The 25105-nt window shown below is 63.2% G+C and carries 24 protein-coding genes and 1 tRNA gene; 1 reads left to right on the forward strand and 24 read right to left on the reverse strand.

The genetic code is table 11. From position 1 onward, the window contains the following. Window positions 1-70: 70 nt before the first annotated feature. On the reverse strand, window positions 71-1114 hold the full coding sequence (locus tag RBR52_RS06015) for a hypothetical protein (RefSeq protein ID WP_320376290.1): 1044 nt from the start codon (window positions 1112-1114) through the stop codon (window positions 71-73). Beyond that, window positions 1107-2375, reverse strand: coding sequence for a lipoprotein-releasing ABC transporter permease subunit (locus tag RBR52_RS06020; protein WP_320376291.1), 1269 nt, complete (start codon window positions 2373-2375; stop codon window positions 1107-1109). Before RBR52_RS06020 ends, RBR52_RS06015 begins: the two co-directional genes overlap by 8 nt. A gap of 108 nt (window positions 2376-2483) precedes the next feature. Here RBR52_RS06020 and RBR52_RS06025 point away from each other — a divergent pair, with 108 nt between their 5' ends. Then, a complete protein-coding gene (locus RBR52_RS06025; RefSeq protein WP_320376292.1) occupies window positions 2484-3548 on the forward strand; it encodes a glycosyltransferase in 1065 nt (354 codons plus the stop codon). 18 nt (window positions 3549-3566) lie between these two features. Here RBR52_RS06025 and RBR52_RS06030 read toward each other — a convergent pair whose 3' ends face one another. The 22 genes from RBR52_RS06030 to rpsO form a co-directional block, all read right to left on the reverse strand. Further along, complete coding sequence (locus RBR52_RS06030) at window positions 3567-4166, reverse strand: NUDIX hydrolase (protein WP_320376293.1); 600 nt, start codon at window positions 4164-4166, stop codon at window positions 3567-3569. Further along, window positions 4163-4480: a DUF2818 family protein gene (locus tag RBR52_RS06035; protein ID WP_320376294.1), complete on the reverse strand. Its 318-nt coding sequence runs from the start codon at window positions 4478-4480 to the stop codon at window positions 4163-4165. Before RBR52_RS06035 ends, RBR52_RS06030 begins: the two co-directional genes overlap by 4 nt. 12 nt (window positions 4481-4492) lie before the next feature. Next, window positions 4493-5959: an NADH-quinone oxidoreductase subunit NuoN gene (gene nuoN, locus RBR52_RS06040; RefSeq protein ID WP_320376295.1), complete on the reverse strand. Its 1467-nt coding sequence runs from the start codon at window positions 5957-5959 to the stop codon at window positions 4493-4495. 11 nt (window positions 5960-5970) lie between these two features. Continuing rightward, window positions 5971-7455, reverse strand: coding sequence for an NADH-quinone oxidoreductase subunit M (locus tag RBR52_RS06045; protein WP_320376296.1), 1485 nt, complete (start codon window positions 7453-7455; stop codon window positions 5971-5973). A 20-nt stretch (window positions 7456-7475) separates the two neighbouring features. Next, window positions 7476-9500 (reverse strand): NADH-quinone oxidoreductase subunit L, encoded by a 2025-nt coding sequence (nuoL, locus tag RBR52_RS06050; protein WP_320376297.1) that lies wholly within the window; start codon window positions 9498-9500, stop codon window positions 7476-7478. A gap of 3 nt (window positions 9501-9503) precedes the next feature. Further along, on the reverse strand, window positions 9504-9818 hold the full coding sequence (gene nuoK, locus RBR52_RS06055) for an NADH-quinone oxidoreductase subunit NuoK (protein ID WP_320376298.1): 315 nt from the start codon (window positions 9816-9818) through the stop codon (window positions 9504-9506). Between the two features lie 3 nt (window positions 9819-9821). After that, window positions 9822-10451: an NADH-quinone oxidoreductase subunit J gene (locus RBR52_RS06060; RefSeq protein ID WP_320376299.1), complete on the reverse strand. Its 630-nt coding sequence runs from the start codon at window positions 10449-10451 to the stop codon at window positions 9822-9824. 101 nt (window positions 10452-10552) lie between these two features. Next, entirely contained in the window at window positions 10553-11041 is a 489-nt protein-coding gene (gene nuoI / locus RBR52_RS06065) for an NADH-quinone oxidoreductase subunit NuoI (RefSeq protein WP_320376300.1), read from the reverse strand. A 9-nt stretch (window positions 11042-11050) separates the two neighbouring features. Further along, window positions 11051-12112 (reverse strand): NADH-quinone oxidoreductase subunit NuoH, encoded by a 1062-nt coding sequence (nuoH, locus tag RBR52_RS06070; protein ID WP_320376301.1) that lies wholly within the window; start codon window positions 12110-12112, stop codon window positions 11051-11053. 96 nt (window positions 12113-12208) lie between these two features. Continuing rightward, window positions 12209-14614 (reverse strand): NADH-quinone oxidoreductase subunit NuoG, encoded by a 2406-nt coding sequence (nuoG, locus tag RBR52_RS06075; RefSeq protein ID WP_320376302.1) that lies wholly within the window; start codon window positions 14612-14614, stop codon window positions 12209-12211. A 39-nt stretch (window positions 14615-14653) separates the two neighbouring features. Further along, a complete protein-coding gene (gene nuoF / locus RBR52_RS06080; RefSeq protein WP_320376303.1) occupies window positions 14654-15991 on the reverse strand; it encodes an NADH-quinone oxidoreductase subunit NuoF in 1338 nt (445 codons plus the stop codon). Next, complete coding sequence (nuoE, locus tag RBR52_RS06085; protein WP_320376333.1) at window positions 15991-16491, reverse strand: NADH-quinone oxidoreductase subunit NuoE; 501 nt, start codon at window positions 16489-16491, stop codon at window positions 15991-15993. Before nuoE ends, nuoF begins: the two co-directional genes overlap by 1 nt. Window positions 16492-16529: 38 nt before the next feature. Next, a complete protein-coding gene (locus RBR52_RS06090) occupies window positions 16530-17783 on the reverse strand; it encodes an NADH-quinone oxidoreductase subunit D (RefSeq protein WP_320376304.1) in 1254 nt (417 codons plus the stop codon). Between the two features lie 9 nt (window positions 17784-17792). Continuing rightward, window positions 17793-18443, reverse strand: a complete 651-nt coding sequence (locus tag RBR52_RS06095) for an NADH-quinone oxidoreductase subunit C (RefSeq protein WP_320376305.1) — start codon at window positions 18441-18443, stop codon at window positions 17793-17795. 58 nt (window positions 18444-18501) lie between these two features. After that, window positions 18502-18978: an NADH-quinone oxidoreductase subunit B family protein gene (locus RBR52_RS06100; RefSeq protein WP_320376306.1), complete on the reverse strand. Its 477-nt coding sequence runs from the start codon at window positions 18976-18978 to the stop codon at window positions 18502-18504. A gap of 63 nt (window positions 18979-19041) precedes the next feature. Further along, window positions 19042-19401: an NADH-quinone oxidoreductase subunit A gene (locus RBR52_RS06105; protein WP_320376307.1), complete on the reverse strand. Its 360-nt coding sequence runs from the start codon at window positions 19399-19401 to the stop codon at window positions 19042-19044. 59 nt (window positions 19402-19460) lie between these two features. Beyond that, window positions 19461-19545 (reverse strand) — tRNA-Leu (locus RBR52_RS06110). Window positions 19546-19960: 415 nt separating this feature from the next. After that, complete coding sequence (gene secG / locus RBR52_RS06115; protein ID WP_320376308.1) at window positions 19961-20386, reverse strand: preprotein translocase subunit SecG; 426 nt, start codon at window positions 20384-20386, stop codon at window positions 19961-19963. A gap of 81 nt (window positions 20387-20467) precedes the next feature. Continuing rightward, complete coding sequence (gene tpiA / locus RBR52_RS06120; RefSeq protein ID WP_320376309.1) at window positions 20468-21211, reverse strand: triose-phosphate isomerase; 744 nt, start codon at window positions 21209-21211, stop codon at window positions 20468-20470. 38 nt (window positions 21212-21249) lie between these two features. Continuing rightward, window positions 21250-22230, reverse strand: coding sequence for an NAD(P)H-quinone oxidoreductase (locus tag RBR52_RS06125; protein ID WP_320376310.1), 981 nt, complete (start codon window positions 22228-22230; stop codon window positions 21250-21252). A 14-nt stretch (window positions 22231-22244) separates the two neighbouring features. Next, window positions 22245-24392: a polyribonucleotide nucleotidyltransferase gene (pnp, locus tag RBR52_RS06130; protein ID WP_320376311.1), complete on the reverse strand. Its 2148-nt coding sequence runs from the start codon at window positions 24390-24392 to the stop codon at window positions 22245-22247. 345 nt (window positions 24393-24737) lie between these two features. After that, complete coding sequence (gene rpsO, locus RBR52_RS06135) at window positions 24738-25007, reverse strand: 30S ribosomal protein S15 (protein ID WP_320376312.1); 270 nt, start codon at window positions 25005-25007, stop codon at window positions 24738-24740. Window positions 25008-25105: the final 98 nt, after the last annotated feature.

Below are 25105 nucleotides of genomic sequence, written 5' to 3' on the forward strand. Positions count from 1 at the left end.
GCAATCCCCGTCGTCTGTACCCGGTTGTACGGGGACAAATGTAACAAGGAAATTTGAAAGTAAATCGTCGTTACAGGCCGTTTAACAGAGATTCCAAGGACGTGCGCCGCCAGAATTGCCAGCTTTGCAGGCGGCTTATCGACAGCGTGCGCCAGCGCCGTTCGCCGGCAAGCGTCAGACGCACCCCTCCCGCTTGCTGCACCGCCTGAGCGATGGTGGCGGAAAGGTCGGCATCGAGCTGGCGCAGACCGGCTGCCGCGTCGTCCGCCAGCAAGGCGTGGGCGTCGAACACGCGCAGGGTGTCCAGCGGGCCGGAGTGTCGTTCAGGCGGGCTCAAAGCCAAGCCGCGCAGGGCGGCAGAAATCGCGGGATCGCTGACTGCATCTGCCCCCGCATCTTCCGCAAGGCGCATCGGGCTGAGCCAGTCGGCAGGCAGTGGACCGCAGCCATGAATCCACAGCGTGTTGACGTCGGGCAGGCCGCGGCGTTCGCGCGCTTCGTTGGGGGCGTGGTGCTGCCAGGTCATCTGCACTTCGGTGAGCAATTGCCGCCAGGGCCGCGCCGCCGGACCGCCGGGCATCCAGGCGGCGACGTTGCGGCCCTGCGCCCGCGCCACGCCTGCCGTGACCACCTCGCGCAAGCTCTGATGCGCGGCATACCAGCGCAGCGGGGTGGCCCAGCGAAGCTGCCAGCCCGCCTGTGCAAACAGCGGTTCGATCGCGGCAAACAGTTGCTGCGCCTCGTCCGCGTTCAGATCGAGCGCAGCAGGGTCGGCGAGCGAGAGGCTGTCGCGTCCCAGCAGCAAATGCGCCGGGGTGAGCAGGCCCAGCGGGAGATCGGGGGGAAAGGCCTCCGATGCGCCATCGGCCAGCGCCGCCAGACGCGCCCACGGCGCCTGCTCGGTGTTGGCGCTCTCCAGCCGCAGGGCGTGCAGCAGCCAACGCTCTGCGGGCGTCAGCCAGGCAGCCTGGGCATCTTCTCGTGGCGGCTCCTGCTCCAGCACCACGGCCTGTCGGCACAGCGCAGCGGTGGCAGGCAGGCCCGGTTGCGTGAGGAGTGAAAAGAACGCGGGCGAGGCCGTCGGCAGATCGGTAACGAGCAGGTGTTCACTCATAGCGCAAAGCCTGCGCCGGTTGCACCCGGGAGGCGCTCCAGCTCGGATAGAGCGTGGCCAGCAAAGACAGGACGAGCGAGGCCACGGTGATGGTGGCGATGTCGCCAAAGCGCGGATCGCTCGGCATGGTGTGGATCAGGTAGACGCTGCGCGGCAGGAACTGGGTGTGCAGCACGGCCTCAAGAAAGGAGACGATGGGGTCGAGGTTGAACGCGATCAGACAACCCAGCGCGACACCGGCGAATGTGCCGAGAAACCCCGTCACCGCGCCCTGCAGCAGAAAGATGGACATGATGGAGCCGGGGCTGGCGCCCTGCGTGCGCAGGATGGCGATGTCGGCCAGCTTGTCCGTCACCGTCATGACCAGGGTGGAGACGAGGTTGAACGCCGCCACCGCGACGATCATGGTGAGGATGATGAACATCATGCGCTTCTCGATCACCACGGCCTCGAACCAGGTGCGGTTCTGCTCGGTCCAGGGTTGGGCCACGAGTTCGGGCGGCAGCACGCGCTGCAGGTCTTGCGCAATCTGCGGCGCGTCGTTCATATGGCGCGTCTGCACCCGCAGCCCGGTGGGGCCGCCGGTGCGGAACAGCGCACTCGCATCCTGCAGATTCACCAGCGCCAGGGAGCTGTCGTATTCGTAATGCCCCACATTGAAAATGCCCACCACCCGCAGGGTGCGCAGGCGGGGGATCATGCCCGCCGGGGTGATGGAACCGCTGGGCACCACCAGGGTGATCTGGTCGCCTATGCCGACCCCCAGCGCATTGGCCAGTTCGTTGCCCAGCACCACGCCGAAGTCGCCCGGCTTGAGCGCAGCCAGACTGCCCGCCACCATGTGCTCGGGGATCTGCGACACCCGGGCTTCTTCGCCCGGCTCCACCCCCCACACCAGCACGCCCTGCAACTGGCTGCCCTGCGCCACCAGCGCCTGCCCTTGCACGAAGGGCGCCACCCCGGTCACCGCCGGATTGCGCTCGACCTGCTGCGCCACGCCGCGCCAGTCGGGCAGCGCCTGAGCGTTGACGTTGAAAATCTGGATGTGCGGAATGACGTTGAGCATGCGGTCGCGCACCTCTTTCTGAAACCCGTTCATCACCGAGATGACCACGATCAGCGCAGCCACGCCGAGGGCGATGCCGCCTACGGAGACCGCCGAGATGAAGGAGATGAAGCCGTTGCGCCGACTGCGCCGCCCGCTGCGGGTGTAGCGCCAGCCGATGAGCAGTTCGTAAGGCCAGGAGAAGGATGCGGACATAGGCATGAAGTGTAGGCGACGCCCTCTTGTAAGGCCGTGCGAGGAAAAAGCAAAGCTCGCAAACCGCGCGAAGGCACAATGTCGTCCTCACCCGCTTTTCGTCCTCCGATGCTGCACGCCACCGCCCTGTCCGCCCTGCTCTGCTGGCTGGGCTGCGCCGCCCTCATCGTGCTGGGGCGGCGCTGGCGCTTCGGCCTGGACGAAACGCATGGGGTGCAAAAGTGGCACAAGCATCCGACCCCGCGCACAGGTGGTTTTGCCCTGGCTTTGGGCACGATGGTGGGCCTGCTGTGGCTCATGCACCTGGCCTATGTCAGCCCATCTTTTGCCAGCCGCCTGGCCATCGCCGTCGCGCCGGTGCTGCTCGCCGGCGCGGTGGAAGACTTGCGCCGCCATGTTCCGCCCCTGTGGCGGGCGCTGGCCACGGTCCTCGCCGCGGCTCTGGCGGTCTGGCTGCTCGATGCCAGCATCGTTCGCCTGGGGCTGTGGCCGCTGGATGCCTGGCTGCGGGCCTGGCCAGCGCTGGGCTGGGTCGTCGCGCTCGTCGCCATCAGCGCGCTGCCGCATGCAGTGAACATGCTCGATGGCTACAACGGTCTGGCCGGGATGGTGAGTTTCATGATTTTCGGCGCCATCGGCTATGTGGCGTTCAAGGTCAGCGACCCGCTGATCATGGCGCTCAGTCTAGCCGCCATCGGCGCGCTGCTGGGCTTTCTGTTCTGGAACTGGCCACGCGGCCAGATCTTTCTGGGCGATACCGGGGCCTACCTGCTGGGCTTCTGGATGGCGCTGCTCAGTGTGCTGCTGGTGACGCGCAACCCGGCCGTTTCCCCCTGGTTCGCCCTCATGGTGCTGGCCTACCCGGTGTGGGAGCTGCTGTATTCGCTGTGGCGGCGCAAGTTTCGTCAGCGCGCGGGCACGGCGCCGGACACGCTGCACCTGCATCATCTGGTCTATTGGCGCCTCACCCGCTTGCTCGACGAGGACGACCACCCCGATCCGCGGCTGCGCCGCAATGCAGCCACCGCGCCATATCTCTGGGCCGTCGCGGCGCTGAGCGTCGGACCGGCCATGCTGTGGTGGGGAAACACCCCTTTGCTCATGGCCTGCTGCGTCGGCTTCGTCACCCTGTATCTGCTGGCCTACCGACTGCTCCTGCGGCGCAGGATTTAGGGCCGCAAGGAAGGACCGTCAGGCGACGTCCTGCCAGTCGACGCTCCAGACATGCTGCAGCAGCTTTTCCAGCCAGAAGGCGCCGATCACGGTCTTGACGTCGGTGATCTGGCCATTGCGCACCCAGTCCAGGGTGTCTTGCGGGCTGGCCTCGAAAACCTCGAGCAGTTCGTTGTCTTCGAGCGCCTGACTGCCGGCGATCAGACCCCGCGCGAAAGCCAGATGGATGGTTTCGTCGGAGTAGGAAATCGCATTGTTGATCCGGCCGATATAGGCCCATTGCCGAGCGCTGTAGCCGGTTTCCTCGCGCAGCTCGCGTTGCGCGCAGGCCAGCCAGCTTTCTCCCGCATCGAGCTTGCCCGCGGGGAATTCCACCATCACCCGCTGCATCGGCGTGCGGAACTGGCGCTCCATCAGCACATTGCCGTTGTCCAGCAAGGGAATGATCATCACCGCGCCGGAATGGCGGATGTATTCGCGTGTGACCTGGGCGCCATTGGCCAGACGCACCCGATCGCGCGAAATGTTGAGGAAGCTGCCACGAAACACCATCTCGCTGTCGAGGGTGTGTTCGCGCAAGGCCGCCGCCTGCGGCACGCGCGCCGGATCGCCGCTCATGAGCGCCCCGGCACCGGATGGCGCTTGACCATGTAGCGCAGCACATAACCCGGAAAGGCCAGCACCAGGAACATGGACACGGACACAGCGTAGAACTCCCAATGCTGCGGGTAGTTCTGGCCGATCCTCGCTTCGAGCGCCATGCCGATGAAGCCGACGACGAAGAACAGGATCGACAGTTCGAGCAGGCGCAGCCAGATCGACTTGGGGGTCTTCTTCAGCGGAAACACCAGGAAGAAGCGATTGGAGACAAAGGGCAGGTTCGCGGCGACGAAAGCCAGGACGATGACCAGCCAGATTGCGGAATTCTGCATGGTGAAACGCTTTCAGTGCAGGGTGTTGGCGATGGCCTGATAACACAAGGTCATCAGGCCACCGGGCATCAACCCAAGAAACAAAATCGCCAGGCCGTTGAGCGACAGCAGCGCCCGCGCCCCGCCGGCGCCGCTTGCACGCGAAGCCGAGAGCGCCGTGGGCGCATCGAAATACATCACCTTGACCATGCGAATGTAGTAATACGCGCCGATGACCGAGAGGATGACCGCATACACCACCAGCCAGACCCGCCCGGTATTGAACAGAATGGTGAGCACTTCCAGCTTGGCGTAAAACCCGGCGAAAGGCGGAATACCCGCCAGAGAGAATAAAAGAAACGTCATGACACCTGCCATCCAGGGGTCAGTCTTGCCCAGACCGGCGAAATCGCGGATTTCCTCGGCCTCGAAGCCTTCGCGGGCGAGCAGCAGAATCACGCCGAAGGTGCCCAGCGTGGTGAGCACGTAAATGACCATGTAGAACATCGCGCCGCCATAGGCGGTGGAGGCCGAGAGTCCATTGCCGTTGAGCATGCCCGACAGCAACGCCAGCAGCACGAAGCCGATCTGCGCAATGGTGGAATAAGCCAGCATGCGCTTGAGATTGGTCTGCGCAATGGCCGCCAGATTGCCCAGGCCGATGGACAGCACCGCCAGCACCACGAGCATTCCCTGCCAGTCCATCGCCAGCGGGAACAGTCCTTCGACCAGCAGACGGATGGCCATGGCGAAGGCCGCGAGCTTGGGCGCCGCGCCGACCATCAGCACCACGGCCGTGGGCGCGCCCTGATACACATCGGGAATCCACATATGGAAAGGCACGGCCCCGAGCTTGAACGCCAGGCCTGCGACGATGAACACCACCCCCAGCACGAGCACGGCGCGGTTGATCGGCTCGACGGCGATCATGCGGAAGATCGTGACCAGATCGAGCGACCCCGTCGCGCCATACAGCATGGACATGCCGTAGAGCAGAAAGCCCGAAGCCAGCGCGCCGAGGATGAAATACTTCATCGCCGCCTCGGTGGACAGGGTGTGGTCGCGCCGCAGCGCAACCAGCGCGTAAAGCGCCAGCGACAACAATTCCAGGCCGAGGTAGATGGTGAGCAGATTGTTGCCCGAGATCATGATGAACTGCCCGAGCAGCGACAGCAGCACCAGACTGAACAGCTCGCCGCCCCACATGCCACGATCGAGCGCATAGCGGCGTGAATAGACCAGCGTGGTGAGAGTAGCGATGACGGTGAACAGCTTGAGCAGCATCGCCATCGGGTCGACGATCAGCGCGCGTGCCATGGCGAATTGCTGCATTCCCGAGGCGTAGTACAGCCCGCACAGCACGCCGATGCCCACCAGCCCGAGCAGCGTCAGCCAGTAGCTCACGCGGTGCTGCGCATCTTTCACGAACAGGTCGACGAGCATGACCGAGCAGGCCAGCACGAGCAGGAGAATTTCCGGATAAATGGCGATCCAATTCATGGTGGTTGTCGTCACTGCAATTTGGAGGACGCCGCAAACTGCAGCAGATGTTGCACCGAAGCCTGCATCGGGTCGGTGAAGAATTTGGGATACACGCCCAGCCAGAGCACCGCGCCGACCAGCACCGCAAGCATGAAGAATTCCCGGGCGCCGATGTCCTTGAGCGCCGCGACCTGTGCATTGCCGATCGGCCCGAAGTACACGCGCTTGATCATCCACAACGTGTAGCTCGCGGCCAGGATGAGCGTGGTCGCGGCCAGCAGGCCGATCCAGAAGTTGAACTTCACCGCCGCCAGGATCACCATCCATTCGCCGACGAAGCCGCTGGTGCCCGGCAGTCCCGCATTGGCCATGCCGAAGAGCACAGCCAGTGCGGCGAACTTGGGCATGGTGTTGGTCACGCCGCCGTAGTCGGCAATCAGGCGCGTATGCATGCGGTCATACAACACGCCGATGGTCAGGAACATGGCGCCGGAAATGAAGCCGTGCGAGATCATCTGCACCAGCCCGCCCTGCACGCCCAGGTCGGAGAACAGGAAAAATCCCAGGGTGACGAAGCCCATGTGCGCAATCGACGAATACGCCACCAGCTTTTTCATGTCGGCCTGCACCAGGGCGACGAAGCCGATGTAGATCACCGCGATCAGCGACAGCGCGATCATGACCGGCGCGAGCGCATGGCTGGCATCGGGCAGCATGGGCAAAGAGAAGCGGATGAAACCGTAGGCGCCGAGTTTGAGCATGATGGCCGCCAGAATCACCGAGCCGCCGGTGGGCGCTTCGACGTGCGCGTCGGGCAGCCAGGTGTGCACCGGCCACATCGGAATCTTCACCGCGAAAGCGAAGAAGAAGGCGATGAAAATGAAAATCTGCGCCGTCATCGACAGCGGCACGTGATACCAGTTGGCGATGTCGAAGCTGCCGCCCGACTGCAGGTAAAGGTAGATCAGCGCCACCAGCATCAGCAGCGAGCCGAGCAGGGTGTAGAGAAAGAACTTGAAGGCGGCGTACACCCGGCGCGGGCCGCCCCAGATGCCGATGATCAGATACATCGGAATGAGCGTCGCCTCGAAGAACACATAGAACAGCAGGGCGTCGGTTGCGGCGAACACGCCGATCATCAGGCCCGACAGAATGAGAAAGGCGCCGAAATAAAGGTTGACGCGGTCCTTGATGACCTCCCAGGCGCTGATGACCACGATCACGGTCATCAAGGCCGTCAGCGGCAGGAACCACAGCGACACGCCGTCGATGCCCAGGGCATAGTGGATGTTGAAAGGCCGTATCCACGGCACGGACTCGACGAACTGCATGCCCGCCTGCGCCTTGTCGAACCCGCTGATCAAGGGCAGAGTGATGAGAAAGGAGATCAGCGAGCCGACCAGCGCCAGCCAGCGCGCGGCGCCTGCGCGCTGCTCGCCCTGAACGAAGAGCAGCACGACACCGAAGGCGATCGGAATCCAGATGGACAGACTGAGCAAAGGGAGAGATTGCATGCTTGTATCGCGCTGCGCTGTTATCGGATGAACCAGCCGGACAACAGCTTGCCCGGAACAAAATAGCCCATGAACACCACCACACCGGCGATCATCGCCAAGGCGTAGTAGTAGACGTAGCCGGTCTGCAACAGGCGCACCAGACGCGCCGTCCAGCCGACCACGCGCGCCGTGCCGTTGACCAGCAGGCCGTCGATCAGCCCGGCATCGCCGCCCTTCCAGAGACCCGTGCCCAGCAGGCGCACCCCCGCGGCCAGGACGTTCTGATTGAACCAGTCGAAGTAGTAGTTGTTTTGCAGCACGGTATAGACCGGCCCCAGCATGCGGCTCACCGCCTGCGGGAAGCGCAGGTTCACCATATAGCCGTAATAAGCCGTGGCGATGCCGGCGAGCGCCAGCCACAGCGGCAGCGAAGTCAGTCCGTGAACCATCATCTGCATCTGGCCATGCCAGTGTTCGGCCAGATCGTGCATCGCCGGGTGCGCAGCGATGTTGACAAAAATGGAATGGCCGAAATAGTCGCCATACAGCAGCGGCTGAATGAACAGATAGCCCGCGAGGACGGACGGAATGGCCAGCATGATGAGCGGCACCGTCACCACCCAGGCAGACTCATGCGGTTCGTGAGCACCGGAATGGCCGTGGGCATCATCGTGGCCATGCGCCTGGTGCTTCACCTGCCGGAACCGCTCCTCGCCGTGGAACACCATGAAATACATGCGGAAGGTGTAGAGCGCGGTGACGAACACGCTGGCCACCACGGCGAAATAGGCGAAGCCCGCGCCCGGCAGATCGCTGGCATGCACCGCCTCGATGATGCTGTCCTTCGAGAAAAAGCCGGCGAACGGCGGAATTCCGGACAGCGCCAGACCGCCGATCAGGAAGGTGATCCAGGTGATGGGCATGTATTTGCGCAGCCCGCCCATATTGCGCATGTCCTGGTCGTGGTGCATGCCGATGATCACCGAGCCCGCCGCGAGGAACAGCAGGGCCTTGAAGAAGGCATGGGTCATCAGGTGGAAAATCGCCACCGAGTAGGCCGAAGCCCCCAGCGCCACGGTCATATAACCCAGTTGCGACAGGGTGGAGTAGGCGATGACCCGCTTGATGTCGGTCTGCACCACGCCCAGAATGCCCATGAACAGCGCGGTGATGGCGCCGATGACCAACACGAAAGACAGCGCGGTGTTCGACAGCTCGAACAGCGGCGACATGCGCGCCACCATGAAAATACCCGCCGTCACCATGGTGGCGGCGTGAATGAGCGCGGAAATCGGCGTCGGGCCTTCCATCGAGTCGGGCAGCCAGACGTGCAGCGGAAATTGCGCGCTCTTGCCCATGGCGCCGACGAACAGCGCGATGCAGGCCACGGTGAGCAGCATCCAGTCGGTGCCCGGCAGATGCAGCAGCGCCAGGTCCGGCCCCTTGGCGAAAATCTCGGTGTAGTTGAGGCTGCCGGTGTAGGCCGCCAGCAGACCGATGCCCAGGATGAAGCCGAAGTCGCCCACACGGTTGACGATGAAGGCCTTCATATTGGCGAACACCGCCGTGGGCCGCGTATACCAGAAGCCGATCAGCAGATAAGACACCAGGCCCACCGCCTCCCAGCCGAAGAACAACTGCAGCATGTTGTTGCTCATCACCAGCATCAGCATGGAGAAGGTGAACAGCGAGATATAGCTGAAAAAGCGCTGGTAGCCGTCGTCATCGGCCATATAGCCGATGGTGTAGATATGCACCGCAAGCGAGACGAAGGTGACGACGGCCATCATCAGCGCCGACAGGCCGTCGATCATGAAGCCGACTTCCATGTGCAGCTTGCCCACCACCATCCACTCGTAGATCGTGGCATTGAAGCGGGCGCCGTGGATCACGTCATTGAGGACGACGAGCGACAGCACGAAGGACAGCGCGACCGACAGCGTGGTCAGCCAGTGCGACGCCGAGCGTCCAATCGTGCGCCCGAACAGCCCGACGATGAGGGAAGAAACCAGCGGCGCCAGTGCGATGACCAGCAGCAAGGTGGGGTTCAGCGTGGCTTGCATCGATCAGCCCTTGAGTTGGTCGAGTTCTTCGACATCGATGGTGTTGAGGTTGCGGAACAGCACGACCAGAATCGCCAGACCGATGGCCGACTCCGCCGCCGCGACGGTCAGGATGAAGAACACGAATACCTGCCCCGAGATATCCTGCAGATAGTGCGAGAAGGCGATGAAATTCAGGTTCACCGCCAGCAGCATCAACTCGATGGCCATGAGAATGACGATGAGGTTGCGGCGGTTGAGAAAAATGCCCACCACCGAGATGGCAAACAGCATGGCGCCGAGCACCAGGTAATGCGCCAGGGTCAATGAACCGAGCATGGCCTACTCCTTGGGTTGGGCGGGCAGGGACACCAGCCGCACGCGGTCTTTGCGACGGGCCTTCAGTTGCTCGGACACCGGCATATTGCGCACATCCTTGCGCTTGCGCAGGGTCAGCGCAATGGCCGCGATGATGGCCACCAGCAGGATGACCGCAGCAATTTCCACCGCAAACAGGTATTGCGAATACAGCACCACCCCCAGCGCGCGGGTGTTGGACAGATGCGCCAGCGGGTTGTCGGCGGAGACCGCCGCGCCGACCTGCGCGGCGCGCGTCATGCCGCCGATCTGAAAGCCCTGCATCAGCACCGCGGCCATTTCCAGCACGATGAGCACGCCCACCAGCGCCGCCACCGGGAAGTAGCGCCAGAAGCCCTTGCGCAGGGTGTCGAGGTTGATGTCGAGCATCATCACCACGAACAGGAACAGCACCATCACCGCCCCGACGTAAACCAGCACCAGCACGATGGCGAGAAACTCGGCACGCAGCAGCAGCCAGATGGCCGACATCTGGAAAAAAGCCAGTACCAGATAGAGCGCGGAGTGCACCGGGTTACGCGCCGTGATCACCCGCAGCGCGGCAAACAGCAGCACGGCGGAGAACACGTAGAACAGGGTGGTTTGAACGTCCATGATCACAACAGGAGCCTGACCGCGGCCTGGGCCGTCAGCCTGGAAACAATGGGGACAATCGCCTGAAAGCCCGCCCGTGTCCGGCGCGAGCCTTTTGGCGATCAGCGGTATGGGGCGTCGGCCTCCTTGGCAGCGGCGATGTCCTTTTCGTAGCGGTCGCCCACGGCCAGCAGCATCTCTTTGGTGAAATAGAGATCGCCGCGTTTTTCGCCGTGGTATTCGAAGATATTGGTTTCGACGATCGAGTCCACCGGGCAGCTCTCTTCGCACAGGCCGCAGAAAATGCACTTGGTCAGGTCGATGTCGTAGCGCGTGGTGCGGCGCGTGCCGTCTTCGCGCTGTTCCGATTCGATGGTGATGGCCAGTGCCGGGCAGACGGCCTCGCACAGCTTGCAGGCGATGCAGCGTTCTTCGCCGTTGGGATAGCGGCGCAGCGCATGCAGGCCGCGAAAACGCGGCGACAGCGGCGTTTTCTCTTCCGGGTACTGCACCGTGATCTTGCCCTTGAAGGCGTATTTGCCCGTCAGCGCCAGACCCTTGAAGAGTTCGACCAGGAAAAAGCTGTTGAAGGTGTCACGCAAAGCGGCCATCGGTCTGCCTCACTTCCAGATGTTCCAGGGGGTCTGCATCCAGGCGGCCACCACCACCAGCCAGATGAGGGTGACGGGGATGAAAATCTTCCAGCCCAGGCGCATGATCTGGTCGTAGCGATAGCGCGGGAAAGTGGCGCGCAGCCAGAGAAACAGGCTGACCACGACAAAAGTCTTGATCCCCAGCCAGATCCATCCCGGAATGAAGCCGAGGAAGGCAAAGGGTGCATCCCATCCCCCCAGGAACAAGACCGTGGTGAGGATGGAGATCAGGATCATGTTGGCGTATTCGGCCAGGAAGAACATGGCAAACGCCATGCCCGAATACTCGACCATGTGACCGGCGACGATTTCCGATTCGCCCTCGACCACGTCGAAGGGCGCGCGATTGGTCTCGGCCACCCCGGCGATGAAATACACCACGAAAATGGGCAGCAGCGGCAGCCAGTTCCAGGAGAGGAAGTTCAGCCCCATGGAAGCGAAGGTGCCATGAGTCTGCCCCATCACGATTTCGGTCAGGTTCAGACTGCCGGACACCATGAGCACCACGACCATGGCGAAACCCATGGCGATTTCGTAGCTCACCATCTGCGCCGATGCCCGCATGGCCCCCAGGAAGGCGTATTTGGAGTTGGACGCCCAGCCGGCGATGATGATGCCGTAGACCTCGAGCGAGGTCAGCGCCAGCAGCAGGAGCAGCCCGGCATTCACATTCGCCAGGGCGACATCCGGGCCGAATGGAATGACCGCCCAGGCTGCCAGGGCCGGCATGATGGTCATCACCGGCCCGAGCAGGAACAGACGCCTGTTCGAGCGAAACGGAATGACGATTTCCTTGAACAGCAGCTTGAGGCCATCGGCCACCGGCTGCAACAGCCCGAACGGGCCGACGCGGTTGGGGCCGATGCGGATCTGAATCCAGCCGATCAGCTTGCGTTCCCAGAGCGTCAGATAGGCCACGGCCCCCAGCAGCGGCACGAGGACGACGATGATCTTGATCAGATCCCAGACGATCGGCCAGGCGATCGGCCCGAGCAGCGAAAGTCCGCCTTGATTGAAGGATTCGAGCATGGTCAGCAGGATGCGTAGGATCGCGCCGGGCGCGCTTCATTCCCCGCTGGACAGGGGAAACTTTGCGAACTTTGAGAAGGCCACGAGTGTTTCATCTCAGACCTTTTCGGGACTTGCGTGGGGTGCTGCCGAAACAGCCTGGGCCGAGCTGACCCGCTCGACCTGAACCGCGCCGAACATCGGCCCCAGCTCGGCCGCCTCGGCCCAGGCCGCGGCAATGCGCACCACGGTTGGCGCCAGCGCCGCGTCGCGGCGCGCAGGCAGCACCACGCTCTGGGCACCCGCCATCACGCACACCGAATCACCGTTCTGAAGGCCCAGTTGCTCCCACAGCGCTGCGGACACGCCCGCCATGCGGGACTCGCGGGCATCGCGGGTACGCTGCAGGCTGGGCGCACGGCGCACAATCGCATCGCTCGAATAGATCGGCACGGAGGCGAAACGCTCGATCGCCGCCGATGCGGTGGCGGGCAACTGCGACGGCAAGTCCAAAGATGCAGACTGCGCCAGACGGTCAGCGATCCGATCGGCGCCGCCCAAGGCCGCGAAGGCCTCTGCACGAATCTCCGCCGCGCTCTGATAATCAAAGCCCCGCAACTCGAACAGATTGCCCAGCACGCGCAGCACTTTCCATCCTGGACGCGTCTCACCCAGGGGCTGCACCACGGGGTTGAAACTCTGCAATCGACCTTCGGCATTGACCAGACTGCCTGCGGTTTCGGTGTAGGGCGAAATCGGCAGCATGACTTGGGCGTAGCCCTCGGCCGAGTCGACGAAGGGGCTGAACGAGACGATGAACTCGACCTGCGCAAGTGCTTTTTGCAAAGCGACCGGATCGGCGCTGTCGTCTTCCGGCTCGACGCCAAACAGCATCAGGGCACGCGGCGGCTGGGCGAGGATGTTGGACACATCGCGGCCCGGCGCCAGAGGTGAAACGCCCAGCAGGGCCGCGCCCACGGTATTGCCCGCCTCGGTGAGGTCGCCGCAAACACCGCCGACCTGTTGCGCGATCCACTGCGCCAGCGCGCGCAGGATGGCGCTCTGGTGATGCTGCACGGCGGAATCGCCGAGGAACACCGCCTTGTGTTCGGCACCGAGCAGGCTGGCCGCGATGGTTTTGGCCTGCTCGCTCGGCTCGGCCAGGCTCTGCAGCGCCGCAGGCGGCTCGATGCCTTTGGCCTGAGCCACGGCGCGGGCCACCCCGGCCAGCTCGGCAACCCATCGACTGGGCGCTGCCGCGATGCGCGCGTGCAGTGGCATGAGCCAATCATCGTTTGCGGCGTGCAGGGTGGAGACTTTGGCCCCCGCCTTGGCCGCATGGCGCACGCGCGTCGACAACAGCGGCTGCTCCTTGCGCAGCGTGCTGCCGATGAACAGCGCGGCCTGCAACTGTCCCAGATCGGCGATCGGCATGCCGAGCCAGCGAATGGCCGTTCCGTCGCCGTCAGCGGAAAAATCGCTTTGTCGCAGGCGGGTATCCAGGCTGTCGCTGCCCAGCCCAGTCAGCAGTTTTTTCAGCAAATACAACTCTTCGACCGTGCTGCTGGGTACGGCCAGCGCCGCCAGCGCGGCGCCGCCCTCCTGCCCCATGGCGCGGCGCAGGCCTTGTACGGTGAAATCGAGCGCGGTCTGCCAGTCGACCTGCTTCCATTGGCCGTTCTCACGAATCTGCGGTGCCGTCAGCCGCTCGGGGCCGTTGAGCCCTTCGTAGGCGAAACGGTCGCGGTCGGACAACCAGCATTCGTTGACGGCCTCGTTCTCCTGCGGCACCACGCGCATGACGCGGTCGCCCTTGACCTGCACGATCAGGTTGGCGCCCACGCTGTCGTGCGGGCTGATGGAGGCGCGGCGCGACAGTTCCCAGGTACGCGCGCTGTAGCGAAACGGCTTGCTGGTCAGCGCCCCCACCGGGCAGAGGTCGATCATATTGCCCGATAGCTCGGAATCGACCGTGCTGCCGACGAAGGCCATGATCTCGGAATGTTCGCCGCGATTGGCCATGCCAAGTTCCATGATGCCGGCGATTTCCTGACCGAAGCGCACGCAGCGGGTGCAGTGGATGCAGCGCGTCATCTCCTCCATGGCGATCAAGGGGCCAACGTCTTTATGGAAGACGACGCGCTTTTCTTCGGTGTAGCGTGAGGCCGAACCGCCGTAGCCCACAGCCAGATCCTGCAGTTGGCATTCGCCGCCCTGGTCACAGATCGGGCAATCGAGCGGGTGGTTGATGAGCAGAAACTCCATCACGCCTTTTTGCGCCTGGATCGCGCGCTCGGAATGGGTGCGCACGACCATGCCCTGTGCAACTGGGGTGGCACAGGCCGGCAAGGGCTTGGGCGCCTTTTCCACATCGACCAGGCACATGCGGCAGTTGGCGGCGATGGTGAGCTTGTGGTGATAGCAGAAATGCGGCACGTAGATGCCGAGCTGCGTCGCCGCGTCCATGACCATCGCGCCCTCGGGCACCTGGACTTTCTGACCGTCGATTTCGAGTTCAACCATGATGAAAGTGTCCTGTGCGGAATCGAGACAAATAACGCTTCAGACATAGGCCGGCACGAGGCAGGTCTTGTGCGTGATGTGATGCTCGAACTCGTGACGGAAGTGCTTGATGAACGACTTCACCGGCATGGCCGCGGCATCGCCCAGCGCGCAGATGGTGCGCCCGGCGATGTTGTCCGACACCGAGTTGAGCAGATCGAGGTCTTCCATGCGGCCCTGGCCGTTTTCGATGCGATGCACCACCCGGTACAGCCAGCCCGTGCCTTCGCGGCAGGGCGTGCACTGGCCGCACGATTCGTGCTGGTAGAAGTAGGACAGGCGCATCAGCGACTTGACCATGCAGCGCGTGTCGTTCAGCACGATCACCGCGCCCGAGCCCAGCATGGAGCCGGCCTTGGCGATCGAGTCGTAATCCATGGTGCAGTCCATCATGATGTCGGCGGGAAGCACCGGCGCGGATGATCCACCCGGAATCACCGCCTTGAGCGCACGCCCTTCGCGCATGCCGCCGGCGAGTTCGAGCAGTCTGGCAAACGGCGTGCCCATGGGCACTTCGTAATTGCCCGGCAGGGCCACGTCGCCCGAGACCGAATAGATCTTGGTACCGCCGTTGTTGGGTTTGCCGACTTCGAGATAGGCCTGGCCGCCGTTGCGGATGATCCACGGCACTGCGGCGAAGGTCTCGGTATTGTTGATCGTCGTGGGCTTGCCATACAGACCGAAGCTTGCGGGGAAAGGCGGCTTGAAGCGCGGCTGTCCCTTCTTGCCCTCGAGCGATTCGAGCAGCGCGGTTTCCTCGCCGCAGATATAGGCGCCGAAACCATGCGTGGCGTGCAACTGGAAGCTGAAGCCGCTGCCCAGGATGTGATCGCCCAGATAGCCCGCATCGCGCGCCTGACGCAGGGCCTCTTCGAAACGTTCGTAATCCTCGAAAATCTCGCCGTGGATGTAGTTGTATCCCACGGTGATGCCCATGGCGAAGGCGGCAATGGCCATGCCTTCGATTACCGCATGCGGGTTGAAGCGCAGGATGTCGCGGTCCTTGAACGTACCCGGCTCGCCTTCGTCGGAATTGCACACCAGATACTTCTGACCGGGAAACTGCCGCGGCATGAAACTCCACTTCAGCCCGGTAGGAAACCCCGCGCCGCCGCGCCCGCGCAGTGCAGATGCCTTGACCTCGGCGATGACCTGCTCGGGCGTCCAGCCTTCGGTGAGGATTTTGCGCAGCGCCTGATAACCGTCGCGCGCCAGATAGCCTTCGATGCCCCAGTTGCTGCCATCCAGCCCGGCCAGGATCTGCGGCTGGATGTGGCGGCCGTGAAAGCAGGTCTCCTGCCCGCTGCTGCGTCCGAAAGGCTGGTTCGGCTGGTGCATCACTTGGACTCCTCCTTCGACGCCGCGGCACGCAGTTCATCGATGAGCGCGTCCAGGCGTTCGGGCTGCATGAAGCTGCACAACCTGCGGTCGTTGACCAGCATCGCCGGGGCGTCGCCGCAGGCGCCCAGGCACTCCGATTCCTGCACGGTGAACAGGCCATCGGCGGTGGTTTCGCCCGGCGCGACGCCGAGCCTGTCGCAGAGGTGCTTGAGCGCGGCGGTCCCGCCGCTGAGCGCGCAGGGCAGATTGGTGCAGACGCTGAGCTTGAATCGCGCGACCGGCCGGGTGTTGAACATGTTGTAGAAGGTCGTCACCTCATGCACGGCGATCGGCGGCATGCCGAGATAGTCGGCCACCGCCTTTTCGGCCTCGGGCGAGACCCAGCCCTGCTCCTGCTGGACGATGGACAGCGCCGCGATGACCGCCGACTGTTTCTGCTCGGACGGATATTTGGCCACTTCCAGGTCGATGCGCTGGCGGGTGGATTCGGACAACATCATGCGTTGCATTTCACGAGTGACAGGCGAGCGATCCATCAGCGGTCGATCTCCCCGAAAACGATGTCGAGCGTGCCGATGATGGCCACGACATCGGCGATCATGTGGCCGCGCGACATTTCGTCGAGTGCGGCCAGATGCGCGAAACCAGGGGCCCGGATCTTGAGCCGGTAGGGTTTGTTCGCCCCATCCGATACGAGGTAGATGCCGAACTCGCCCTTGGGATGCTCGACGGCGGCATAAGCCTGACCTTCGGGCACGTGCATGCCTTCGCTGAACAGCTTGAAATGATGGATCAGCGCTTCCATGCTGGTCTTCATTTCTTCGCGCGCAGGGGCTGCCACCTTGTGGTTGTCGGTGATCACCGGGCCGGGATTTGCGCGCAGCCAATCCACACATTGCTTGATGATGCGGTTGGACTGGCGCATTTCTTCCACGCGCACCAGATAACGGTCGTAGCAGTCGCCATTCTTGCCGACCGGGATGTCGAAATCCATGCGGTCGTAGACGTCATAGGGCTGCATTTTGCGCAGATCCCAGACCACGCCGGAGCCGCGCAGCATCGGCCCCGTCATCCCCAGATTGATCGCACGCTCGGGAGACACCACGCCGATGCCCACGGTACGCTGTTTCCAGATGCGGTTGTCGGTCAGCAGGGTTTCGTATTCATCGACATAGGCCGGGAAGCGCTGGGTGAAGTCTTCGATGAAGTCCAGCAGCGAACCCTGACGATTGGCGTTGCGCGACGCGACGGCGCGAGCATTGCGTATCTTCGACTCTCCGTACTGCGCCATGCTGTCGGGCAGGTCGCGGTACACGCCGCCGGGTCGGAAATAGGCCGCGTGCATGCGCGCGCCCGACACCGCCTCGTACATGTCGAACAGGTCTTCGCGCTCGCGGAAGGCATAGAGGAAAACGGTCATCGCGCCGCAATCCAGCCCATGCGCGCCCAGCCACATGAGGTGATTGAGCAGACGGGTGATCTCGGCAAACATCACCCGGATGTACTGCGCCCGAATCGGCACCTCGACGCCCAGGAGTTTTTCCACCGCCAGACAGTAGGCGTGCTCATTGCACATCATCGACACATAGTCGAGGCGGTCCATATACGGCAGCGCCTGGATGTAGGTCTTGTGCTCGGCCAGTTTTTCGGTGGCCCGGTGCAACAGGCCGATATGCGGATCGGCGCGCTGCACCACTTCGCCGTCGAGTTCGAGCACCAGGCGCAGCACGCCATGCGCCGCAGGGTGTTGCGGGCCGAAGTTGAGGGTGTAGTTTTTGATGTCAGCCATATCGATGCCTCAAGCTCGGCGCCCCAGATCAGCACGGTTGACACCGCCGGGATGAACCATGCCCAGGCCACCATAGCCCGGCTCGCGGATGATGCGCGGGGTGATCTCGCGGGGTTCGATGGTGACGGGCTGATAGATCACCCGCTTGCTGTCGGGGTCGTAGCGCATTTCCACCGTACCGGAAAGCGGGAAGTCCTTGCGGAAGGGATGGCCGATGAAGCCGTAGTCGGTGAGGATGCGGCGGAGATCCGGGTGACCTTCGAAAATGATGCCGTAAAGATCGAAGGCCTCGCGCTCGAACCAGTTGGCGGCGTTCCAGATGTCGTTGACCGAGGCCACCAGCGGCAGATCATCGTCGGCACAGCGCACGCGCACGCGCAGCCGCCAGTTGTGCTGCAAAGACAGCAGATGCACCACCACCATGAAGCGACCCGCCTCATCGCGCACGGTATTGCCGTATTGCGCGTAATCGACGCCGCAAAGATCGATCAATTGCTCGAAGTGCAGTTCGGCCTCATCGCGCAAGGCCAGACATACCTCGCGGTAATGGCCGGGGGCCACGTCGAGCGTGAGTTCGCCCACGCTGGCCTGCAGGGCCACGATGCGCTCACCCAATGCGGCGCGCAGCGCGGTGTCGAGTCGTTCGAGCTTGCTGGTCATGGCGTCGATGGTGCGGAGTTGGTGAAGGCCGTAGGCGAAGGCTGGAAGTGCTGGGCGGTCAGCGTGCGATCGTTTCGGTCCTGCGGATCTTGTTCTGCAACTGGATCAACCCGTAAAGCAGCGCTTCGGCCGTCGGCGGGCAGCCCGGCACATACACATCCACCGGCACGATGCGGTCACAGCCGCGCACCACGGAATAGGAGTAGTGGTAATAGCCGCCGCCATTGGCGCAAGACCCCATGGAGAGCACCCAGCGGGGCTCGGCCATCTGGTCGTAGACCTTGCGCAGGGCGGGGGCCATCTTATTGACCAGGGTTCCGGCGACGATCATCAAGTCGGACTGACGCGGGCTGGGGCGAAACACGATGCCGAAGCGATCGAGATCGTATCGGGCCGCCCCGGCATGCATCATTTCCACCGCGCAACAGGCCAGCCCGAAAGTCATCGGCCAGAGCGAACCGGTGCGCGTCCAGTTGATCACCTTGTCTGCGGAGGTCGTGATGAAACCTTCCTGCAATACGCCTTCAATGCTCATGATGCTTTCCTCCTCACCGATTCAGACCAACGCCACAGCCTACGAGTTCATGTGTGCGAGTGATCATTCCCAGTCGAGGGCTCCCTTCTTCCACTCGTAGATGAAGCCGATCGTGAGGATGGAGAGAAAAATCATCATCGCCCAGAAGCCGATCTGGCCCATGTCCTTCAGGGCGACGGCCCAGGGAAAGAGGAAGGCGATTTCGAGGTCGAACAGGATGAAGAGAATGGCGACGAGGTAGTAGCGCACGTCGAACTTCATGCGCGCGTCCTCGAACGCTTCGAAGCCGCACTCGTAAGGAGAGTTTTTTTCCGCGTCGGGGCGACTCGGTGCGATCAGATAACCGAGCAGTTGGGGCACCACGCCCACACCAATGCCCACCAGGATGAACAACAACACCGGCAGATACTGCTCAAGGTTCATCGCACTCCATCTCCTGTTGTTGTGTGGGTCGGGTTGCGGCCCTGCCCTTCAATCATTTTTGGTGCCGACGGCGAGACTCGAACTCGCACAGCTTTCGCCACTACCCCCTCAAGATAGCGTGTCTACCAATTCCACCACGTCGGCTCAAAAACCGGATATCACTTGAACATCACCGCTGGACCCGCACAACAAAAGCTGCACGGCGAAAGTGGCCCGGCGCAACAAACCTCATCTGGGACAGAAATCGGCGATGCTGAGGATCATCACCCAGTTCACGCTGGTCTGGCTGCGGTGTAGCGCCTTCGGTGTAGAGACTGCGGACTTCTTTCGCAAGCCTGCTCAAGCCCCTGTTACCACATTGCCAGCACCACACCATTTGCTTGTTACTGGACTTGCAAAGCATAAGAATCTTACATGGTTCCCCCGCAGCGAATCAACATGCGGCAGCAGGATATTGCTCTAACGCAATACTCAACCCCAGATCAGATTGACAAGTCGCAGAGCTTGTGTTTGCTGCAATGCACCATCAATCGTGAGCCTGGCTGCAGGAGACGCGAATTTATTGGCTCGCAGACGCCGCCGAAGCCGCTGCCTTGGGCTGCGCCACCGCTTGAGAAGCCTTGTTCCCCGCAGCCGGAACGCCGGGAATTTCGCTGATCGGACCAGCCGGTTTCGCAGGGGTGGCAACCGAGGCCACCGGCGCCGGCGCGGCGAGTTTCTCCATCAAGCCACCGTCACCGGAATCGGCGCGGTTGCCGAAATAGGCCATCATCAGCGTGGTGATGAAAAACAGCGTGGCAGCGACCGCCGTGCTCCGGCTCAAAAAATTGGCCGACCCGCTCGCCCCGAACAGGCTGCCCGAAGCGCCCGAGCCGAAAGAGGCGCCCATGTCGGCCCCCTTGCCGTGCTGCATCAACACCAGAACGATCATCACCAGCGCAGACAGAATCTGCACCACCAGAGTCAGGGTCAAAAGAATTTGCATTTGTACACTCATGCGCCAGGCGCGATTGACAACTTCACTTCAATAAGCAGGACGGGCCTGCAATTCCACCCACAAGCGTTCTCAGCGCGCTGCCGCGATGATCGCCAGAAAATCGGCCGCCTTCAGCGAGGCCCCGCCGATGAGTCCACCATCGATGTCGGGCTGCGAAAACAGCACTCCCGCATTGTCGGGCTTGACGCTGCCGCCGTACAGAATCCGCACGCCAGCAGCCGCTTCACTCACCGTGCGCAGATGCCCCCGCAGCACGGCGTGCACTTCCTGCGCCTGCTCCGGGGTGGCCGTCAGGCCGGTGCCGATCGCCCAGACGGGTTCGTAAGCCACGACGATATGCGCAGTCTGCGCCCCGAGAAGATGCGTGACCGCCTGCAACTGACGCAGCACGACGGCATGGGTCTGCCCCGATTGGCGTTCCTGCAGGGTTTCGCCGACGCAGACGATCGGCGTCATGCCCGCTTCGAGCGCACGCTCGGCCTTGGCGGCGACGAGCACATCGGACTCATGATGATCGGCGCGGCGCTCGGAATGGCCGACGATGACGTAGCGGCAGCCGAAATCCCGCAGCATGCTCACGGCCACTTCGCCGGTGTGCGCGCCGCTCTGATGCGCCGAGCAATCCTGCGCGCCGAGCGCGATCTGGCTGGTCTGCAGCAGTTGCTGCACCTGAGAGAGATAGGGATAGGGCACGCAGACGGCCACTTCGCAGCGCGCCGCGCCGACACCAGCAAGAATTTCACTCAGCAGCGCGGCGTTGCCCGCCAGGCTGCCATGCATTTTCCAGTTTCCCGCGACGAATTGCTGACGCATGCTTTGCTCCTGTTCGATATCGTTGCGTGACGTGCCGCTCAAGACCAGCGCAGCACGAGTTTGCCAATGTGTTGCCCTTGCTCCATGCGCTCGTGCGCCTGCACGGACCGTTCAGCCGGGAATACGGCGTCGATCACCGGGCGCACCCGTCCTTGCTCGATCCAGGGCCACACCGTTTTGCGCACGGCCTGCGCGAGGGCGCTCTTGAAGGTCACGCTGCGCGCGCGCAGCGTCGAGCCCGTCAGAGTCTGGCGCTTGCGCATCAGCACAGCGGCGTCGATTTCCGCCTTCACGCCCCCCTGCACGGCGATGACCACCAGCCGGCCCTCTTCGGCGAGGCAGCGCTGTTCACGGGCGAGATAGCTGCCCGCCACCATGTCCAGGATGACATCGGCGCCACGCTGCGCCGTATGCGCCTGCACGGCCTCGACAAAATCCTGCGTGCGGTAATGGATCGCCAGCTCGGCACCGAGTTTGACGCAGGCGGCGCATTTTTCGTCTGACCCGGCCGTGGCGATCACCCGTGCGCCGCTGGCCACAGCCAGTTGAATGGCCATCGTGCCTATGCCGCTGCTGCCGCCCTGCACCAGCAGCGTCTGGCCGGGTTGCAAATGCCCACGCTCGAACACGTTGTGCCAGACGGTGAAAGCGGTTTCCGGCAGGGCAGCTCCCTCCTCCGGGCTCAGACCGCGCGGCAAGGGCAGGCACTGGCCGGTGGGCGCCACGCAATACTCGGCGTAGCCTCCGCCAGAAACCAGCGCGCAAACGGTGTCGCCGAGGCGCAAATCGGTTCCGCTCAGATCGCCCGAGACGATGTCGCCGCAGACTTCCAGCCCGGGAATGTCGGACGCCCCCGCAGGCGGCGGGTACAGACCGCGCCGCTGCAAGGCATCTGGCCGGTTGACGCCGGATGCCCGCACGCGCAGCAGGACTTCGCCCGCGCCCGCTTGCGGCATGGGCCGCTCGCAAAGTCGCAGGACTTCAGGCCCGCCGGGCTGAGAGATTTCAATGGCGCGCATCAAACCCGTGGCGATCAGACGCCTGGCTCAATGTCTGCATCCGCCACGGCAGTCTGCTCTGGCGCCGCGTTCGATGCCTCACCCAGCAGCGCCTTGATCGACAGGCGAAAGCGACCCTTGTCATCCGTCTCGATGACCTTGACGCGCACCTTCTGCCCCTCTTGCAGGTAATCGCTGACCTTGTTGATGCGCTCGTTGGCGATCTGCGAGATATGCAACAGGCCGTCCTTGCCCGGAAGCACATTCACCAGCGCACCGAAATCGAGGATCTTGACCACGGTGCCGTCGTACACCTGGCCTACCTCCACTTCGGCAGTGAGATCCTGGATGCGCTGCTTGGCGATCTCGGCCTTGGCGGCGTCGGTCGAGGCAATGGTGATGGTGCCGTCTTCGGCGATGTCGATCTGCGTGCCCGTCTCTTCGGTCAGGGCGCGGATGGTGGCGCCGCCCTTGCCGATCACGTCGCGGATGCGCTCGGGGTTGATCTTCAGGGTGTAGAGGCGCGGCGCGAACAGCGAGACCTCAACGCGTGCACCGCCCACCTCCTGTTGCATGATGCCCAGGATGTGCAGGCGCGCCTCACGCGCCTGCGCCAGCGCCACCTGCATGATTTCGCGGGTGATGCCCTGAATCTTGATGTCCATCTGCAGCGCGGTCACGCCCGCGGCCGAGCCGGCCACCTTGAAGTCCATGTCGCCGAGATGATCTTCGTCACCCAGGATGTCGGTCAGCACGGCAAAGCGGTTGCCTTCCTTGATCAGCCCCATGGCGATGCCCGCCACATGCGCCTTCAGCGGCACGCCGGCGTCGAGCAGCGCCAGGCAGCCGCCGCACACCGACGCCATGGAAGACGAACCGTTGGACTCGGTCACTTCCGACACCACGCGCATGGTGTAGGCGAAGTCTTCCTTCTTTGGCAGCACGGCCAGCAGCGCGCGCTTGGCCAGACGGCCGTGGCCGATTTCGCGGCGCTTGGGGCTGCCCACGCGGCCGGTCTCGCCCGTGGCGAACGGCGGCATGTTGTAGTGCAGCAGGAAGCGATCGCGGTACTCACCCGTCAGCGCGTCGATGATCTGCGCATCCTGGTCGGTGCCCAGCGTGGCCACCGCCAGCGCCTGCGTTTCTCCGCGCGTGAACAGCGCGCTGCCGTGCGTGCGCGGCAACACCGCGGTGCGAATGCTGATCGGGCGCACGGTGCGGGTATCGCGGCCATCGATGCGCGGCTCGCCCGCGAGAATCTGGTCGCGCACGATACGCGCTTCCAGGTCGAACAAAATGCCATCCACTTTCGGGCCATCCACTTCGACGCCCGCCTGCGCCAGACCGGCTTGCGCCTTGGCGGCAGCCTCGCGCAGCGCCTGAGTGCGCGCCTGCTTCTGCGTGATCTTGTAGGCCGCGCGCAAGTCTTCGCCGACCAGGGCCTGGATGCGGTCGATCAGCGCCTGATCCTTCTCGGGTGCAGTCCAGTCCCAGGCGGGCTTGCCGCCATCGCGCACCAGATCGTGAATGGCGTCGATCGCCACCTGAAACTGCGCATGGCCGAACATCACGGCTTCGAGCATGACCTCTTCGGAGAGTTGATCGGCCTCGCTCTCGACCATCAGCACGGCAGATTCCGTGCCCGCGACCACCAGATCGAGGCGGCTTTCGGCCAGTTCGGCCCGGCTCGGATTGAGCACATAGCTGCCGTTGACATAGCCCACGCGGGCTGCACCCACAGGCCCGTTGAACGGCAGACCGGACACCGCCAGCGCCGCGCTCGAAGCCAGCAAGGCCGGTATGTCGGCATCGACTTCCGGGTTGATGGACAACACATGCACCACCACCTGGACTTCATTGAAAAAGCCCTCGGGGAAAAGGGGACGGATGGGCCGGTCGATCAGTCGCGAGGTCAGCGTCTCGTTCTCGCTGGGACGACCCTCGCGCTTGAAAAAACCACCCGGGATACGCCCTGCGGAATAGGTCTTCTCGATGTAATCGACGGTCAGGGGAAAGAAATCCTGCCCTGCCTTGGCCGAGCGCGCGCCCACCACGGTGGCCAGCACCACCGTATCGTCCATATTGAGCAGCACCGCTCCGCTGGCCTGACGCGCGATCTCGCCCGTCTCCATCGTGACTTGATGGCGTCCCCACTGGAATGTTTTGACGACTTTGTTGAACATGGCTAACTCCATTTATCGAGGGGCAGCTGCAAACCTGGACTCAGGCCAATACGGCCAAGCCAAAGCCGAGCGCAGCGGCGCCCGTTGAAAAACCTGGCGGAGTGATGCCATTCCAGCGACGCCCGACTGCCCGGCGCGCCGGTGGAATGACACGGGTCACACCGCCCCCTTGAAACCTACACCGCACCCCATCAGAGGAGGCATGGCGCTTCAAAACCTGCGAATCGACGATACCGAGCCACGAAACCGAACCACGATATCCAGCACGCTGCCGATCCACGACACCCATACAAAAAACGCCTGTGCCGACCAACTCACACAGGCGTTTTTTGCAAAAACAGACCCTTACTTGCGCAGACTGAGCTTGGCGATCAGGGCGCGATAGCGATCGGCGTCCTTGTCTTTCAGGTAGTCCAGCAACTTGCGACGACGGCTCACCATCTTGAGCAGGCCGCGGCGACCGTGATGGTCTTTGGCATGCGTCTTGAAGTGACCGGTCAGCTCGTTGATGCGCGCGGTCAGCAAAGCGACCTGCACTTCCGGAGATCCGGTATCGCCCGTACCGCGGGCATGGTCGGCGACGATTTGCGCCTTGTTGATATCTGCAACAGACATGACAGTTTCCTTAAGTATGAACTCGCGTGCGCAGAAGAAACCATTCCGCGCCGTGAAGGTGAAAAGCTGCTCATTGTAGCCCGAACCGGTCTCCGCCA

Origin of the sequence: Thiomonas sp., assembly GCF_034007205.1 — a bacterium.
Lineage (GTDB): Bacteria > Pseudomonadota > Gammaproteobacteria > Burkholderiales > Burkholderiaceae_C > Thiomonas.